Origin of the sequence: Faecalibacterium sp. BCRC 81149 (genome assembly GCF_022750605.1) — a bacterium.
GTDB lineage: Bacteria > Bacillota > Clostridia > Oscillospirales > Ruminococcaceae > Faecalibacterium > Faecalibacterium duncaniae.
Window position 1 is genome coordinate 175,615 of record NZ_QXJA01000002.1, and the last position, 15,953, is coordinate 191,567.

A 15,953-nucleotide genomic window follows, 5' to 3' on the forward strand; every position below is an offset into this window, starting at 1 on the left:
GAACCAAGACCATGACGGAACAGGAACGAAATGTCCTTCTGAACGAACTGCGGCAGCAGGAGAGCCAGAGGGAAAAGCAGATCAAGCGGGAGCGGTTCCGTCGTCTGAATCCTTATGCAAAGAAAGGGGCGGTGGTGTTTGCCGGTTCCAGCCTGATGGAACAGTTTCCGCTGTATGAGTTTTTGCAGGACGATGATCTGCACTGCACCCTGTACAACCGGGGCATCGGCGGCTTTACCACCACCGAGCTGCTGGAGGCCATGGACGAGTGCATCCTTGAGCTGCAGCCTGCGCACCTGTTCCTGAACATCGGCACCAATGACCTGAACGGCCCGGACTACGACCGCGCCGCCATGCTGGGCCGGTATGAGGAGATCGTGCAGCAGATCCGGAAAAAACTGCCCGAAACAAAGCTCTACTTGCTGGCCTATTATCCGGTAAACCCCACCGTGGCCGAAGACCCGGGCCTGATTGAATGCTTCCGCTGGCGCACCAATGAGCGTATCCGGGAGGCAAGCGAGGGCGTGCAGGCATTGGCCCGGAAATACGGGGCGGAATTCCTCGACCTGAACAAGGACCTGTACGATGTTGCCGGAAATCTGAAAGCGGAGTACACCATTGAGGGAATGCACCTGTATGCCAACGGCTACCGCCCTGTGATGGATGCTCTGCTGCCGCTGCTGCGCAAAATCGGAGAAGAACAGGGAGGAAAGCAATGACCGGAGTCTTTGGTGTTGTTCTGGGTCAGATCCTTCTGATGTTCCTCTATCTCATCATTGGCTATGTGCTTTACCGTACCGGACTGATCACCCAGGAAGGCAGCAAGGCACTGGCTCACCTGCTGTTATATTGTGTGCTGCCCTGTGTTGTGCTAAAATCATTTTGTATTGAGTATTCGGCAAAGGGAGCTGTGGAATTGGCTGTCAGCATTGCGGCAGGTGCCGGGATGCTGGTGCTCTCCATGGCGGTGTCGTGGCTCTTTTTCCGCAAAGACCCCATGGCGCAGATCGGTGTGGCTTTTTCCAACGCCGGGTTCATGGGACTTCCGCTGGTCACAGCAGTGCTGGGCGGCGAAGCTGTGTTCTACGCAGCAGGCTTTGTGGCCCTGCTGAATGCTTTGCAGTGGACCTACGGCCAGGCAAAGCTTTCCGGGGACAAAAAGTACATCCAACTGGGGGCAGTGCTCAAAAATCCGCTGGTGCTCTCCCTGTTGGGCGGTGTGGTGCTCTACTTCTGCCGCATCCCGGTGCCGCAGTTCCTCCGCACCCCCATGGGGGCCATTGCAGGCATGAACGCTCCGCTTGCCATGATCGTGCTGGGTGTCTATCTGGCCAGGACCGACCTCAAAGCCATCTTTACCCGCCCCCGGCTCTACACCCTTTCGGCAGTACGGCTGGTGGTGATCCCACTGCTGACGATCGTCTGTCTGATGCTTCTTCCAGCCGGATGGCGGCAGATCGGCACGGTGCTCATCATTGTGAATGCGGCCCCCATCGGCAGCAACATCGCGGTATATGCCCAGCGTCTGGGGCTGGATTCTTCCTACGCTGTGCAGATGGTCTGCCTGAGCACACTGCTGTCGCTGATCACGCTGCCGGTGATGCTCAGCCTGGCTGCCGCGTTGGGCTTTGCATGAGTCTGAAAACAACCAACAGAAAGCAGGAGATAAGATGAAACAGTATCTTTTGATCGACATCGGCGGAACCTTCATCAAGTACAGCCTGGCCGATGAACAGGCCCGGAAAATCTCCGGCGGAAAGGTTCCGACACCACTGACGAATATGGATGACCTTCTGGCGGTCATCAAGGGCTTTGCCGCTCCCCTTCAGGGACAGTTCGTGGGCTGCGCCATCTCGATGCCGGGCCGCATCGATACCAGAAACGGCATCGCCCATACCGGTGGAATGCTCAGTGCCTTTCTGTGGGAGCAGCCCTTTGCTGCGCAGGTAGAGGCACGGCTGGGCGTGCCGGTGACCATCGCCAACGATGGCAAGTGCGCCGCGGCGGCGGAAGCCTGGACCGGTGCGCTGGCCGGTGTGGAAAATGGTCTTGTGCTGGTGCTGGGCACCGGCATCGGCGGCGGCATCATCCTGAACGGGAAGGTGCTGATGGGCGCTCACGCCGCCGCAGGCGAGGTCAGCTGCCTTGTCTCGGATATTTCAAAGATGACCGACGATGATTTCAAACTGACCTCGGTAGAGCGGTATTCCGAAGCACCCCTCTGGGCGGGAATGGCCTCGGCAAGTGGCCTGATCTTCGAGTATGCCCGGCAGAAGCATCTGCCGACGGGCAGCCCCATGCCCACCGGGGAAGAAATCTTTGCGGCTTACAATGCCGGGGAGCCGGAAGCGCAGAAGGCTCTCAAGATCTTTGCCCGGCGGGTGGCCGTTGGCATCCTGAGCCTGCAGCATGTGCTGGATGTGGAAAAGGTGGCCATCGGCGGCGGTATCAGCGCAGCGGAGGCTCTGCTGCCTGCGATTCAGGCCGAGTTGGATTGGCTGTTTGAGCGCTGCACAGTCATGCCGGCGGTCAAGCCGGAGCTGGTGCACTGCCGCTATGGCAACGATGCCAACCTGATCGGTGCCCTGAAGCTGTTCTTTGAACAGAACCCCGCCTGAACCAGAACAAAATAGAATAGGAGTAGAAACTTATGAGCGTTTTCCGTGATGATTTCCTGTGGGGCGGTGCCTGTGCAGCCAACCAGTTCGAGGGCGCATGGGACGTGGATGGCAAAGGTCCCAGTATCCCTGACCTGTGCACCAATGGCTCTCATACCAGCCCGAAATGGGTGACAACTGCTATCCGCTCCGACCGGCTGTATCCCAGCCATGAGGCCATCGACTTCTACCACCACTACGAGGAGGACATCGCTCTCTTCGCCGAGATGGGCTTCAAGACCTTCCGCACCTCCATCAACTGGACCCGCATTTTCCCCACCGGCATGGAGACCGAGCCAAACGAGAAGGGCCTTGAATTCTATGACAAGGTCTTTGACTGCTGCAAGAAGCACGGCATCGAGCCGCTGGTCACCATCAGCCACTACGAGCTGCCCTATGCGTTGGTGGAAAAGTACAACGGCTGGGTCAGCCGGGAACTCATCGAGTTCTATATGAACTACTGCAAGGCTATTTTTGAGCGGTACAAGGATAAGGTCAAGTACTGGCTGACCTTCAACGAGATCAACTGCGGCACCATGCCGATGGGTGCGATCCTGGAAACAGGCACCATCCGGGGCTTTGAAGGCCCTACCGACAAGGTGCCGGACAACAAGCAGGAGCGTTTTCAGGCGCTGCATCACCAGTTTGTGGCCAGTGCAGAGGCTGTCCGGTATGCCCACGACCACTACCCTCAGTTCAAGATGGGCTGCATGATCTGCTTTATCACCAGCTACGCACTGACCTGCGACCCGGCCGACGAGATCGCCAACCAGAAGGCCATGCAGATCAGCAACTGGTTCTGCTCTGATATGCATGTCCGCGGCGAGTATCCTTCTTACATGAAGCGCTATTTTGCCGAGAATAACATCACCATCCGGCAGGAGCCGGAGGATGCTGCCATCCTGAAGGCCGGTACTGTCGATTTCTACACCTTCAGCTACTATATGTCCAACTGCATCACCACCCACAAGGATGCCGATGATGTGGGCGGCAACATCATTGCTGGCAAGAAGAATCCTTACCTGAAAGCCTCCGACTGGGGCTGGCAGATCGATCCCGTTGGTCTGCGCTACACCCTCAACGAGATCTACGACCGCTACCGCATTCCCCTGATGGTGGTGGAAAACGGCCTGGGCGCTTACGACAAGAAGGATGCCGACGGAAAGATCCACGACGGCTACCGCATCGACTACCTGCGCGCCCACATCGAGCAGATGGCTGAGGCTGTAAAGGACGGTGTAGATCTGATGGGCTACACCCCCTGGGGCTGCATCGATCTGGTGAGTGCCTCCACCGGTGAGATGGCAAAGCGCTACGGCTTCATCTACGTCAACAAGTTTGACGACGGCACGGGGGATCTGAGCCGCGAAAAGAAGGACAGTTTCTACTGGTATCAGAAGGTCATTGCCACCAACGGCGAAGATTTAGGATAACAAAAACAGACCTCCGGGTGCCATGTTTGCAGTACCGGGGGTCGGTCTTTTTGAAAGAAGGAGGTCATTTATGGAAAAGGCATTTTGCTGTGCGCCGGATTTCCCGGTGGTTCAGACAAATTATGGTCCGGTGCGGGGATATCGCTTCCGGGAGATCAGCAGCTTCAAGGGCATCCCGTATGGGCGGGCGGTGCGCTTCCATGTACCCCAGCCGCCCCAGCCTTGGGCAGAGCCGCTGGACGCTTCCAGTTACGGCTGCGTCTGCCCTCTGCTGAGCATCGACAAGCCCAGCGGCGAACTGCGTGTGCCCCACCGCTACTGGGTGCAGGATGAGGACTGCCTGAACCTGAACATCTGGACCCCGGCCTGCGATGCCCAAAAGCGGCCGGTGATGGTCTGGCTCCATGGCGGCGGATTTTTTGCCGGCTCGTCCATTGAGCAGGTGGCCTACGAGGGCGGAAACATGGCGCGGGAAGGGGACTGCGTGGTGGTGTCACTGAACCACCGGCTGAACATCCTGGGCTACTTGGATCTCTCCGATTTTGGGGAGGAGTACGCAAACTCCGGCAATGCGGGTGGGGATGATATCATCCTGGCACTGCAGTGGGTGCGGGACAATATTGCAGCGTTTGGCGGCGATCCCGGCTGCGTGACGGTATTCGGCCAGTCCGGCGGCGGAGCCAAAGTGACAACGCTGCTGCAGACCCCGGCAGCAGATGGCCTGTACCACAGGGCGATGATAATGAGTGGTGTGCTGGAAGGTTTGCTGAACGACAGTGTCGGCAGCGGCAGGGACTGTGTGCAGGCGCTGATGCAGGAGCTTGGCGTGCAGACAGCACAGCAGCTGGAAACTGTGCCCTACCACCAGCTGGCGCAGGCTTACCGGAACGTCAGCCCGGCTCTGAAAGCAAAAGGCGCGAACGTGGGCCAAAGTCCCCACCCGAACCGCTTCTATCTTGGAGATCCGCTCAATAACGGCAGTGGGTTTCGGCCCGAGACTGCAGACGTTCCGGTGCTGATCGGTACGGTTTATTCGGAGTTCTACGGTTTCTTTGATGGTCTGAAAGGAGTCGGCCCGGAGGAAGCAGTGGGCCTGTCTGCCGCAGAGACCCTGCGGAAGCAGTTCCGCACTGCCTACCCGCACCGCCCGGAGGAAGACCTGCTGCTGGCAGATACCAGCTTCCGCGCCCCCACGATCAAATATGTCCGGGAGCGTGCCAAGGCGGGCGGAAAGGTGTACAGTTATCTGTTTGATCAGGACTTCCCTCTGATGGGAAAAAGTACCCCGTGGCACTGTGCGGATATCCCATTTGTGTTCCACAACACAGAGCTTGTGCCAGTGTGTGCCTTTGAGGGAGCAAAGCAGCTGGAAGCGGAAATTTTTGGCGCTGTGATGCAGTTTGCCCGTACCGGTGCGCCGGGCTGGGCTGCCAGTACGGAGGATGTGGAACAGACCATGCTTTTCGGCCCCCAAAGCCGTCTGGTGCAGAATCACGATCACGCACTGATCGAAGCATTGGCACCCTTCACAGATTTACGGATGAAAAAAGCGACCCGGGCAGGCGGACAGATCCAGCATTAAAAAGCGCTGTTCAATACGCGGGAATTCCGGGAAACAGAAAGCAGAACAGGCATCCTGCGATACCGTTTGGCGGTATCGGGCAGGATGCCTGTTCTGCTATGATGATCTTCATTGCATTTTCTATATCCGCAACAGTCTGACGAGATTTCTGGCAGAGTTCATAGCAGATAAAAACAGCGTGCAGCTTTTCTGCATTTTTGCTTGCTGCCTTATCTGTGCGGAATGGATGCCGCACGCGGCATTCAAGGGTCAAACCGGTCTGCATTCTGTAATTGCCACTTGACCCAACCCGTGGTATAATAAAAGAATCGAATACTATGGGAACAAAGGACAGGGGTCAGAACAGAAAATGGCAAAACGAAAGCGAAAAACAACTGCAAAGCGCGCGTCTGCACGCAGAAAAAGCCGGGCCGAGGAGCGGATGCCGGCGGGGCTGGGCACCCTGTTTGTGGGGCTGCTGCTCATTGTGCTGGCGTTCGTGGAGGGGGACTCCGTCTGGAAGAGCGCCCATCAGATTTTATTCGGGCTGTTCGGCTGCGGCAGCTTTGTGCTGGGCGCGGCGGTGTGCTATCTGGCCATCCTCTACACCCGGGGGCAGGACCTGCTGATGCAGGTGTTCAAGCTGCTGCTGGGGCTGATCTTTGCCAGCGGCACGGTCATCGTGTTTTCGGATATCCCCGCCGACCTGACCGCTGCCCAGATGATCGCTGCCTGCTACCAGAACGGCGCAAACGCCTGGCTGGGCGGCGGCGTGCTGGGCACTCTGCTGGGCGGCAACCTGCTCCTGCTCTGCGGGCGGCCTGCGGCCAATCTGGTCATGGCGGTGCTGGCCCTGTGCGCCAGCCTGTATATTTTTGATATCACCCCTGCCGAGTGCTGGCAGTGGCTCTGCAATGTGGGCGGCGGTGTGCATGAAAAAGGCGTGGCGGTCTATGAACAGAACGCCGCCCGCCGTGCTGAGCGCCTTGCGGCCCGGCAGGCGGAAGAGGAGTACTGCACCGAGGAGCCTGCGGGCGATTACGATGACAGTTCCGATGAGGAAGATGCGCCCGGCGGCATTCCGGTGCCCGGGTGGCTGTCCGGTGTGTTCAGCTGGGGCCACAAGGTGACCAAGGAAATGGAAGGCGAAGCGGAACCTGCTCCCGTGGACGATTCTCTGGGCTACGAGCCGCCTGCGCCGGTGGAGCTGGAACCGGCTCCCGCCCGGCCTGCTCCGGCCTTTGAGCCGGTCAAGGTGACCTCCAACCATCCCCGCGCGGCGTTTGATATCGACCTTGGGCCGGATACCTCTGTTTCCGAGGGCGGCAGCGAGCCCATTGAGCCCATCATCATCGGGCCGGGCGGCACCTTTGGGCAGGACCCGCTCCAAAAAGCACCGCCCCGGGCCATCGTCAAACCGGTGGTGCCGGATGCCGTGGAGACTGCCGCCGAGGATTTCTTCGCGCCCGCCGGATCGCCTGCTCCGGCCCCGGTGGTGAACCCCACCGTGCCGCCTGCGGCCCCGGAAGCCCCTGCGGCTGCACCGGCAGAGCCCGTGCAGCCTGAGATGCCGGTGTTCCAGACCCCCACCCTGCCCACTACGGACGAGCCGGTGGTGCCGGTGCGGGTCAGTGCGGAAAACGCGGTGGCCATGCGCAGTGAGCCGGACGAGGACGGCTGGATCAGCATTACCAGCGAACCGGTGGAGGAAAAAGACCTGAACACGCTGGTGGCGGCTGCCATGGAAAAACCTGCCGCAGGCGAGCAGGCTGCCGCCACCGCCCCGGCCGAGGAGCCGGAGGTGGTGGAGACCTTCCAGTATCAGTATCCCAGTATCGAGCTGTTTGAAAAGTCTGCCGAGGAGGGGGACCCCGGTGCCCAGGAGGAGCTGAAGGCCAACGCCCAGAAGCTGGTGGACACGCTGGAAAGCTTCGGCGTGCGTACCCGGGTACTGGATATCTCGCGTGGCCCCTCCGTTACCCGGTACGAGGTCCAGCCCATGGCGGGCGTGAAGATCAGCCGCATCACCTCGCTGGCCGATGATATCGCCCTGAACCTTGCCGTGGCCGATGTCCGCATGGAAGCACCCATCCCCGGCAAGCCTGCCGTGGGCATCGAGGTGCCCAACCACAAAAAGACCCCCGTTTTTATCCGCAGTGTCTTTGAAAGCCAGGCCTTCCTGCGGATGACTTCGCCCTTGGGCGTGGCGCTGGGCAAGGACATTGCCGGTGTGGCCCAGGTGGCCGACCTGTGCAAGATGCCCCATCTGCTCATCGCAGGCAGCACTGGCAGTGGTAAATCTGTTTGTGTGAACAGCATCATCATCAGCATTCTGTTCCGCTCCAGCCCCGAGGACGTGAAGCTCATGCTCATTGACCCCAAGGTGGTGGAGCTGGCAGAGTATAACGGCATCCCCCACCTGCTGATGCCTGTCATCACCGAGCCGAAAAAGGCAGCGGGTGCTCTGAGCAGCGCGGTGCAGGAGATGGAGCGCCGCTACCACCTGTTTGCGGAAAACAATGTCCGTGACATCAAATCCTTCAACAAGCTGGCGGCCACCGACCCCATGCTGGAAAAGATGCCCTATATCGCCATCATCATTGACGAGCTGGCCGATCTGATGATGGTCGTGGGCAAGGACGTGGAGGATTCCATCTGCCGGATCGCCCAGAAGGCCCGTGCCGCCGGAATGCACCTCATCGTTGCCACCCAGCGCCCCAGCGTGGATGTCATCACTGGCCTGATCAAGGCCAACATCCCCAGCCGCATTGCTTTTGCCGTGTCCAGCCAGGTGGACAGCCGCACCATTCTGGATGGTGCCGGTGCCGAGAAGCTGCTGGGCCAGGGCGATATGCTCTTTATGCCTGTGGGTGCGCCCAAGCCGGTGCGTATCCAGGGCACCTTTGTGCGGGATGAAGAGATCAGCCGCGTGCTGGACTTCATCAAGCAGAGCGCCACCGTCCAGTACGACGAGGCCATGATCGAAGCCATGGAAAAGCACGCCATTCAGGATGGCAAGAAGGGCGCATCCTCTGCAGATGCGGATGAGGAGACCGGCAGCGACCCGATGCTCAAGCAGGCCGTTGAGGTGGTCATCGATGCCGGGCAGGCATCCACCAGCCTGCTGCAGCGCCGCTGTAAGCTGGGTTATGCCCGCGCCGCCCGCATCATGGATGAGATGGAGCAGAAGGGCATCATCGGCCCCTATGAGGGTGCCAAGCCCCGCGCTGTCCTCATCAGCCGCCAGCAGTGGCTGGAAATGCAGATGAATCAGCCGGAGGAATAAGAACACAAGCAACACTTCTTCTGGCTCCCTGTCAGGGGAGCAGACAGAGAAGTTTAACCAGTGAGGAACACTATGGACAACTCTTCCCCGATCTACACCGAATTTCTTCCCATCAGCCGGGCGGATATGGAAGCCCGGGGGTGGGATCAGCTGGACTTTGTGGTGGTGGGCGGCGATGCCTACGTTGACCACCCCAGCTTTGGCACCGCCATCATCAGCCGCCTGCTGGAGGCCGAGGGCTATAAGGTCGGCGTGCTGGCCCAGCCCCGCTATTCCGACTGCGAGGACTTCAAGCGGTTCGGCAGGCCGAAGTACGGCTTTTTCATCGGCGGCGGCAACGTGGACAGCATGGTGAGCCACTACTCCGTGGCAAAAATTCCGCGTGCCGAGGATGAATACTCTCCCGGCGGCATCGGCGGCGCGCGGCCTGACCGCAGCGCCACCGTTTACACCAGGCTGGCCAAGGAGGCCTACCCCGACCTGCCTGTGATCCTGGGCGGTCTGGAGGCTTCTCTGCGCCGGTTTGCCCACTACGATTACTGGCTGGACACCGTTCTGCCCAGCATTGCGGAGGACTCCGGAGCCGATCTCATCAGCTTTGGCATGGGCGAGCACCAGACCGTGGAGATCGCCCGGCGGCTGGCGGCAGGGGAGCCGGTGGAGTCCATCACCGATGTGGACGGTACCTGCTACCTGACCGACTTCGACCACCTGCCTGAAAAGTATGTGGAGTGCGCCGGTTTCCGGAAAGTGGCCTCCGATAAGGTGGCCTACGCCAAAGCCTGCCGCATCCAGATGGACAATCAGGATGTGGTCAGCGGCCAGATCATTGTCCAGAAGCAGAGTGAAAAGTACCTTGTGCAGAACATCCCGGCAAAGCCGTTGGTGCGCTGGGAGCTGGACAAGGTGTATGCGCTGCCCTACACCCGCCGCTACCACCCCATCTACGAGAGCATGGGCGGCGTGCCTGCCATCCGGGAGGTGCAGTTCTCCATCATCCAGAACCGCGGCTGCTTCGGCGGCTGCAACTTCTGCGCCATCCAGCTGCATCAGGGCCGCCGGGTCACCAGCCGCAGTGCCGACAGCATTGTGGCCGAGGCCGAGCGGATGACCCACGAGCCTGATTTCAAGGGCTACATCCACGATATCGGCGGCCCCACCGCCAACTTCCGGTTCCCGTCCTGCCGGGAGCAGATGCTGCGGGGCATGTGCAATGGCGGCAAGCACTGCCTGGCCCCCACCACCTGCTCCCACATGATCGTGGATCACAGCGATTACCTGAAGATCCTGCGCCGTGTCCGGGAACTGCCCGGCGTGAAAAAGGTGTTCATCCGCAGCGGCATCCGGTTCGATTACCTGATGGCTGACCCGGACGACACCTTCTTCAAGGAGCTGGTGGAGTATCACGTCTCCGGTCAGCTGAAGGTGGCCCCGGAGCACTGCGCTCCCAATACACTGGCCTACATGGGCAAGCCGCCCATCCAGACCTTCAACAAGTTCAAGGATAAGTTCTACGAGCTGAGCAGGAAGGCGGGCAAAAAGCAGTACCTCGTGCCCTACCTGATGTCCAGCCATCCGGGCAGCACCCTGAGCGATGCCGTCTATCTGGCCGAGTATCTCTACAAAAACCACATGCGCCCCGAGCAGGTGCAGGATTTCTATCCCACCCCCGGCACGGTGAGCACCTGCATGTTCTACACCGGCCTTGACCCCTACACCCTCAAGCCTGTGTTCGTGGAAAAGACTGCGGAGGGAAAAGCGCTCCAGCGCGCCCTGCTCCAGTATTACGAGCCCCGCAATGCCGAAAAGGTCATCAAGGCGCTGAAAATGACCCACAGGGAGGACCTGATCCCGCTGCTGGTGCCCGCCGAGGGCCGCCGCGCGGTCCAGCGCTCTGCCCGCCGGGCCGAGCCTGCCGAGGTGACCATCCACAACGACGGCACCTATACTGTCCGCCCCAACAAGGGCAGGGGAGGCTGGAATCAGAGCCGCGGAGCCGCCCCGGCCCGCACCGCAGGCGGTCGTCAGCCCAGCCCCGGCGCACGTTTTGCGCCCAACGGTACGGCACCCCGTAAGCCGAAGAATGATCAACAGAAAGAGAATACAGCGTGGAAAACTTCAAAAAAGAAAAAGTAAGCCTCTGGCGGCGCATTGCCGCTCTGGCCCTGGCGGCGGCGCTGGCCCTTGGCCTTGCCGCCTGTGATGCCTCGGCGGTGGTGCCGGGCAGCAGCACCCCTACGGTCAGCACTGCCCAGCCTGCCGGAGACGGCCAGACCGCCAACTTTGAGATGCACTTCCTGGATGTGGGGCAGGCCCTGAGCGTGCTGGTGGAATGTGACGGCCAGTATATGCTCTACGACGGCGGCAACGTGGACGATGGCAGCTATGTCGTCTCTTACCTGCAGAATCTCGGTGTGGAGGAGCTGCAGTATGTGTTCTGCTCCCACGCCCACGAGGATCATGTGGGCGGCCTGTCCGCTGCGCTGGCCTATTTCCCGGCAGACCATGTGTACAGCCCCGTGACGGAAGCCTCCACCAAGTGCTTTCAGGATTTCGTCAAGTACACCCAGCAGCAGGGCCTGCAGGTGGAGGTGCCCGCTGCGGGCACAGTCTGGCCGCTGGGCAGTGCCACTGTGACCATGCTGGGCCCTGTGGCGCAGTATGACAACACCAACGATACCTCCATCGTTCTGCGGGTGGATTACGGCTCCACCAGCTTTCTGCTCACCGGCGATATGGAATCGGATGCGGAGCGCGACCTCGTGAACAGCGGGGCCAACCTGAAGGCAGATGTTCTGCAGGTGGGCCACCACGGCTCCAGCACCAGCACGAGCTACATCTTCCTGAACGCCGTCCTGCCCGAGATGGGCATCATCTCCTGCGGTGTGAACAACAAGTACGGCCATCCCCACGAGGAGACCCTGAGCATCCTGCGGGATGCGGGCGTGAATGTTTACCGCACGGACCTGCTGGGGGCCATCGTGATCGGTTCCGATGGACAGAACTATACCATCCGCACCGAGAAAACGGCCACCGATGCTGAGCTCAACCCCACCGACCCGGCGGCAGCGTCCACCGCGCAGCAGGGGTATATCGGCAACGTGAACAGCAAAAAGTTCCACCTGCCCAGCTGTGCCAATCTCCCTGCGGAGAAGAACCAGATCCTCTTCTCCAGCTACGAGGAAGCCATTGCGGCAGGGTACAGCCCGTGCTCGAGCTGCATCAAGTAAAAGCATATCAGACAAGCAGCGCCCTGCCGGGGCAAACCGGCAGGGCGCTGCTGTTTTCTGGATTCATTTTTTCCGCTTCTTGAAATCGATCGGCAGCGTTGTCCACCGCTTCCGGAAGAGATACGCCGCATCCTTGGGCTGGCGCTGGCGGGTAAAGATGCCTTTTTTGTTGCCGTCCACCCGCAGGATGCCCTCGGTGGTCTGGAAATCGGCAAAATTCCACACCAGCTCACCCTGCACGAAATCGTAGTGGTCGAACACGGCGTGGGTCATCTCCAGATATTCATTCTGGTACTCGGCACTCCACATCACGCTGGGGAGCTTGTGCGCACCGCTCAGGTTGTCGGTGCCGTACTCAGTGAAGATGAGCGGGCGGCCATGCAGGACTTTTGCCCAGCCTTCCATCTCATGGTGGAAGGCGGCTTCGGCATCCGCCAGCCCGGCCCCGCCCAGTACATACCAGCCGTAGTAGCGGTTCAGGCTGACAAAATCGGCAAAGCGCTGGCCTTTGCTGGTGTCGGGCAGGCTGGTCATCAGGACCGTATAAGTACGGGGGCGCTTCTGGGGGTCGAGGCGGCGGGCCAGCTCGAACAGGGGCTTGAAGTATTCCTCGGTGCCCGCGCTGGTGCACTGAGGCTCGTTGAGCAGGCTCCATGCGATGACCGAGGGGTGGTTCTTGTCCCGGTCGATCATATCGGTCAGGGCTGCCTTGTGGTTCTTGAGCAGCGCAGGCGTGGTCTCCTTCTCAAAAAAGCCCTGCTGCCTGCCGTTGCCCTGATTGGCGGCCAGAAAGTTGGCTGTGCTCTGCATAAAGCCCACGGCGGGGACTTCGTCAATGATGAGGAAGCCCTCCTCATCGGCCATCTGGTAGATCTCCTCAGCGTAGGGGTAGTGGCTGGTGCGGAAGCAGTTTGCGCCGATCCACTTCATCAGCTCAAAATCCCGCTTGACGGTGGGCAGGTCGAGCCCACGGCCCCGGATGTCGGCATCCTCGTGCCGGCCAAAGCCCCGCAGATAGACCGGGCTGCCGTTGAGCAGGAAACGCCCGTGCCGGATCTCAAAGGTGCGGATGCCGATCCGGTCCAGATACTCGTCCACCACCGCGCTGCCCTCGTGGATGCGGATGACCAGATCGTAGAGATGGGCGGCGTGGACATTCCACAGTTTGGCGTTTTTGACCACCAGTGTGCCGGTGGTGCCGGAGCTTTCGGCCACCCGGGTGGTGCCGTCGTAAAGCTCCACAGTCACGGGGTGGGGGCCGTTGGTGGACACGGTATAGTCGATCTCGGCCCCGGTCTCGGTCAGGCGGTATCGGGTGGAGTAGTCCAGCACCCGCTCCCTGGGCAGGGCCATCAGCCAGACGGGCCGGTGGATGCCGGCGTAGTTGTAAAAATCAAAGTAGGGGGCGGCGACCTTTCTGCCATCCGCAAGGGTGCGGGTGGTGCCTGCGGGCAGCATCGTTTCGCTGAGCTCGTTGTTTGCCAGAACACTGAGCTTGTTGAACTGGTTGTAGCGAACGATGTTGGTCACGGTGGCATCAAAGGGCAGGAAGCCGCCCTCGTGCTGGGCCACCTCCACGCCATTGACAAAGACCCGGGCCCGGTGGGTGACCGAGCCAAACCGGAGAACAATGTCCCAGCCGCTCCATTCCGCAGGGACAAAAAAGCTGGTCTCGTACCAGAAATCACCGCAGTATTCGCGGGAGGCCTTGTCGGTGAACAGGTCGCAGAAGGAGGCAGGCACCGGCATGGAAAGAGAGGAGGGCAGTTCCAGCGCCCATCCGGCCTCCACACCCTTGCTCTCGGGGTCGAAGCTGAAACGCCACATCCCGTCCAGGCCGATGAGACGGCGGGTAGTGGTAGCGCGGGGATACAGCAGGGAGCGGTTCATCAGGATGACCTCACATTCATCAGCCCGGCGGCATTTTGCGTGCCACAGGGGCGTTTATTGTCTTTATACCCAGTATGACAGAAATTTTATAAAAGGGATAGAAAGATTTTTGAATAAATCCAGACTTTTTTCAGGAAAACAGGCGCTGCTCTGGGCAGAATACCTATTATCTCCGTCCGGGTTTAAAAACTTCCGTAAAGAGTGCCACAAAAAGTGAATGCTGGGAAAAAGAGGAAAAAACGGAATGTGAACGAACTGTGAAAATATACAAAAACAATACCTTAAAATTGTACGAATTCACCTAAAAAATATTCTAACATTTTTTGATAAAAGTTTGTCATAATATTGGAGTACAAACTTGGATACAGCAGAAGGGACACTGTACCGTTTGAATTGACCACCGAAGGAGAATACAATGGCAAATGAAATGCAAAAGACCACCCCGTTTGGGATGCGGGACAAGGTCGGCTATATGTTCGGCGATTTCGCCAACGATTTTACTTTTATCCTGTCGTCCAGCTTCCTGATGAAGTTCTATACCGACGTGATGGGCGTGAGCGCCGGTGTTGTGGGCATGATCATGATGATCGCCCGCTTTGTGGATGCCTTCACCGATGTGACCATGGGCCAGATCGTGGACCGCTCCAAGCCCACCAAGGACGGCAAGTTCCGCCCCTGGCTCAAGCGGATGTGCGGCCCTGTGGCCATCGCATCCTTCCTCATCTTCCAGTCCGGTCTGGCCGGGATGTCCTACGGCTTCAAGGTGGCATGGCTCTTTGTGACCTATATCCTGTGGGGCTCCATCTTCTACACCTCCGTCAACATCCCTTACGGCTCCATGGCTTCCGCCATCTCTGCTGACCCCAAGGACCGCGCAGAGCTGTCCACCTGGCGTACCATCGGCAGCACCCTAGCCGGCCTTGTGATCGGCGTTGGCACCCCCATGGTGGCTTACGTCACCGTCAATGGTCAGACGGTCCTCTCCGGCAGCCGCATGACCATCATTGCAGGCGTTTTCTCTGTCTGCGCCATCCTCTGCTACCTGCTCTGCTTTCACCTGGTGCGTGAGCGTGTGGATGTGCCAGCCAACAACAGCAAGATGGACATTGGCAAGATGCTCAAGAGCGTGTTCACCAACCGTGCCCTGCTGGGCATCATTGCTGCCGCCCTTTTCCTGCTGCTGGCCATGCTGACCATGCAGGGCATGGCAGGCTATGTGTTCCCCAACTTCTACGGCAGCGCCGCCGCCCAGTCTACCGCTTCTCTGCTGAGCAGCGTGCTGATCCTGCTCGTCTGTGCACCCTTTGCCTCCAAGCTGGCCGGCAGGTTTGGTAAAAAGGAGCTGGCCACCGTATCCTGCATCGTGGCCACGGTGCTGGAGATCATCTGCTTTGTTCTCAAGCCCGCCAATGTCTGGGTCTATGTCGGCTTCTACTGTGCCGCCTTCATCTGCCTGGGCTTCTTCAACACCATCATCTGGGCAATGATCACCGATGTCATCGATGATTCCGAGGTCCGCAACGGCATCCGTGAGGACGGCACCATCTATGCGGTCTACTCCTTTGCCCGCAAGCTGGGTCAGGCGTTCTCTTCCGGCCTGACCGGCGGCCTGCTGACCATGATCGGTTACAGCGCCGCCACTGCCTTTGACCCGGAGGTCACCATGGGCATCTTCAACATCTCCTGTATTGCCCCCGCCATCGGCTTTGTGGCCGTGGCCCTGAGCCTGTTCTTCATCTACCCCCTGACCAAACAGAAGGTGGAGGAGAACGTGGCCGCACTGGCACAGCGCCATAATAAGTAAGGAAACGGATCAAGCCGCCCACGGGAAATTCCTGTGGGCGGCTTGTTTCTGCTTCAAAATTGATGTATACTAATATATCAAGAATGACACAA

Annotated in this window: 11 protein-coding genes; 9 read left to right on the plus strand and 2 right to left on the minus strand. The window is 59.5% G+C overall.

What is annotated here, in order from left to right; translation table 11 throughout:
• The first annotated feature begins 11 nt into the window (after window positions 1-11).
• From D3F01_RS03745 to D3F01_RS03765, 5 genes are all read left to right on the plus strand, one after another.
• Window positions 12-719: a GDSL-type esterase/lipase family protein gene (locus tag D3F01_RS03745; protein ID WP_242885949.1), complete on the plus strand. Its 708-nt coding sequence runs from the start codon at window positions 12-14 to the stop codon at window positions 717-719.
• Window positions 716-1,636 (plus strand): AEC family transporter, encoded by a 921-nt coding sequence (locus tag D3F01_RS03750; protein WP_242885950.1) that lies wholly within the window; start codon window positions 716-718, stop codon window positions 1,634-1,636. Before D3F01_RS03745 ends, D3F01_RS03750 begins: the two co-directional genes overlap by 4 nt.
• Window positions 1,637-1,670: 34 nt before the next feature.
• On the plus strand, window positions 1,671-2,618 hold the full coding sequence (locus tag D3F01_RS03755; protein ID WP_242885951.1) for an ROK family protein: 948 nt from the start codon (window positions 1,671-1,673) through the stop codon (window positions 2,616-2,618).
• A 32-nt stretch (window positions 2,619-2,650) separates the two neighbouring features.
• Window positions 2,651-4,090 carry a 6-phospho-beta-glucosidase gene (locus D3F01_RS03760; protein ID WP_242885952.1) on the plus strand — a complete coding sequence of 480 codons (1,440 nt, stop codon included), beginning with the start codon at window positions 2,651-2,653 and terminating at the stop codon, window positions 4,088-4,090.
• Between the two features lie 70 nt (window positions 4,091-4,160).
• On the plus strand, window positions 4,161-5,672 hold the full coding sequence (locus D3F01_RS03765; RefSeq protein WP_242885953.1) for a carboxylesterase family protein: 1,512 nt from the start codon (window positions 4,161-4,163) through the stop codon (window positions 5,670-5,672).
• 10 nt (window positions 5,673-5,682) lie between these two features.
• On the opposite strand, the gene D3F01_RS03770 is transcribed toward D3F01_RS03765, so the two are convergent.
• Entirely contained in the window at window positions 5,683-5,937 is a 255-nt protein-coding gene (locus tag D3F01_RS03770) for a hypothetical protein (protein WP_242885955.1), read from the minus strand.
• Window positions 5,938-6,021: 84 nt separating this feature from the next.
• On the opposite strand from D3F01_RS03770, the gene D3F01_RS03775 reads away from it, so the two are divergent.
• The 3 genes from D3F01_RS03775 to D3F01_RS03785 all read left to right on the plus strand — a co-directional run bounded on the left by D3F01_RS03775 (window position 6,022) and on the right by D3F01_RS03785 (window position 12,167).
• The gene (locus tag D3F01_RS03775) at window positions 6,022-8,937 is read left to right on the plus strand and encodes a DNA translocase FtsK (RefSeq protein WP_242885957.1); all 2,916 of its coding nucleotides are present in this window, start codon (window positions 6,022-6,024) and stop codon (window positions 8,935-8,937) included.
• A 72-nt stretch (window positions 8,938-9,009) separates the two neighbouring features.
• Window positions 9,010-11,073 carry a YgiQ family radical SAM protein gene (locus tag D3F01_RS03780; protein ID WP_242885959.1) on the plus strand — a complete coding sequence of 688 codons (2,064 nt, stop codon included), beginning with the start codon at window positions 9,010-9,012 and terminating at the stop codon, window positions 11,071-11,073.
• Window positions 11,046-12,167 carry an MBL fold metallo-hydrolase gene (locus D3F01_RS03785; protein WP_242885961.1) on the plus strand — a complete coding sequence of 374 codons (1,122 nt, stop codon included), beginning with the start codon at window positions 11,046-11,048 and terminating at the stop codon, window positions 12,165-12,167. Before D3F01_RS03780 ends, D3F01_RS03785 begins: the two co-directional genes overlap by 28 nt.
• 63 nt (window positions 12,168-12,230) lie before the next feature.
• Here the strand turns inward: D3F01_RS03785 and uidA are convergent, their stop codons facing one another.
• Window positions 12,231-14,057 (minus strand): beta-glucuronidase, encoded by a 1,827-nt coding sequence (gene uidA / locus D3F01_RS03790; RefSeq protein ID WP_242885963.1) that lies wholly within the window; start codon window positions 14,055-14,057, stop codon window positions 12,231-12,233.
• Window positions 14,058-14,472: 415 nt separating this feature from the next.
• Here uidA and D3F01_RS03795 point away from each other — a divergent pair, with 415 nt between their 5' ends.
• Entirely contained in the window at window positions 14,473-15,861 is a 1,389-nt protein-coding gene (locus D3F01_RS03795) for a glycoside-pentoside-hexuronide (GPH):cation symporter (protein WP_242885965.1), read from the plus strand.
• Window positions 15,862-15,953 lie beyond the last annotated feature (92 nt).

Bases quoted from the DNA above. Each gene is read 5' to 3' on its own strand.
- D3F01_RS03780 (WP_242885959.1), top strand. From the start codon at position 9,010: ATGGACAACTCTTCCCCGATCTACACCGAATTTCTTCCCATCAGCCGG.
- D3F01_RS03775 (WP_242885957.1), top strand. From the start codon at position 6,022: ATGGCAAAACGAAAGCGAAAAACAACTGCAAAGCGCGCGTCTGCACGC.
- D3F01_RS03745 (WP_242885949.1), top strand. From the start codon at position 12: ATGACGGAACAGGAACGAAATGTCCTTCTGAACGAACTGCGGCAGCAG.
- uidA (WP_242885963.1), bottom strand. From the start codon at position 14,057: ATGAACCGCTCCCTGCTGTATCCCCGCGCTACCACTACCCGCCGTCTC.
- D3F01_RS03750 (WP_242885950.1), top strand. From the start codon at position 716: ATGACCGGAGTCTTTGGTGTTGTTCTGGGTCAGATCCTTCTGATGTTC.
- D3F01_RS03760 (WP_242885952.1), top strand. From the start codon at position 2,651: ATGAGCGTTTTCCGTGATGATTTCCTGTGGGGCGGTGCCTGTGCAGCC.
- D3F01_RS03770 (WP_242885955.1), bottom strand. From the start codon at position 5,937: ATGCAGACCGGTTTGACCCTTGAATGCCGCGTGCGGCATCCATTCCGC.
- D3F01_RS03795 (WP_242885965.1), top strand. From the start codon at position 14,473: ATGGCAAATGAAATGCAAAAGACCACCCCGTTTGGGATGCGGGACAAG.
- D3F01_RS03755 (WP_242885951.1), top strand. From the start codon at position 1,671: ATGAAACAGTATCTTTTGATCGACATCGGCGGAACCTTCATCAAGTAC.
- D3F01_RS03765 (WP_242885953.1), top strand. From the start codon at position 4,161: ATGGAAAAGGCATTTTGCTGTGCGCCGGATTTCCCGGTGGTTCAGACA.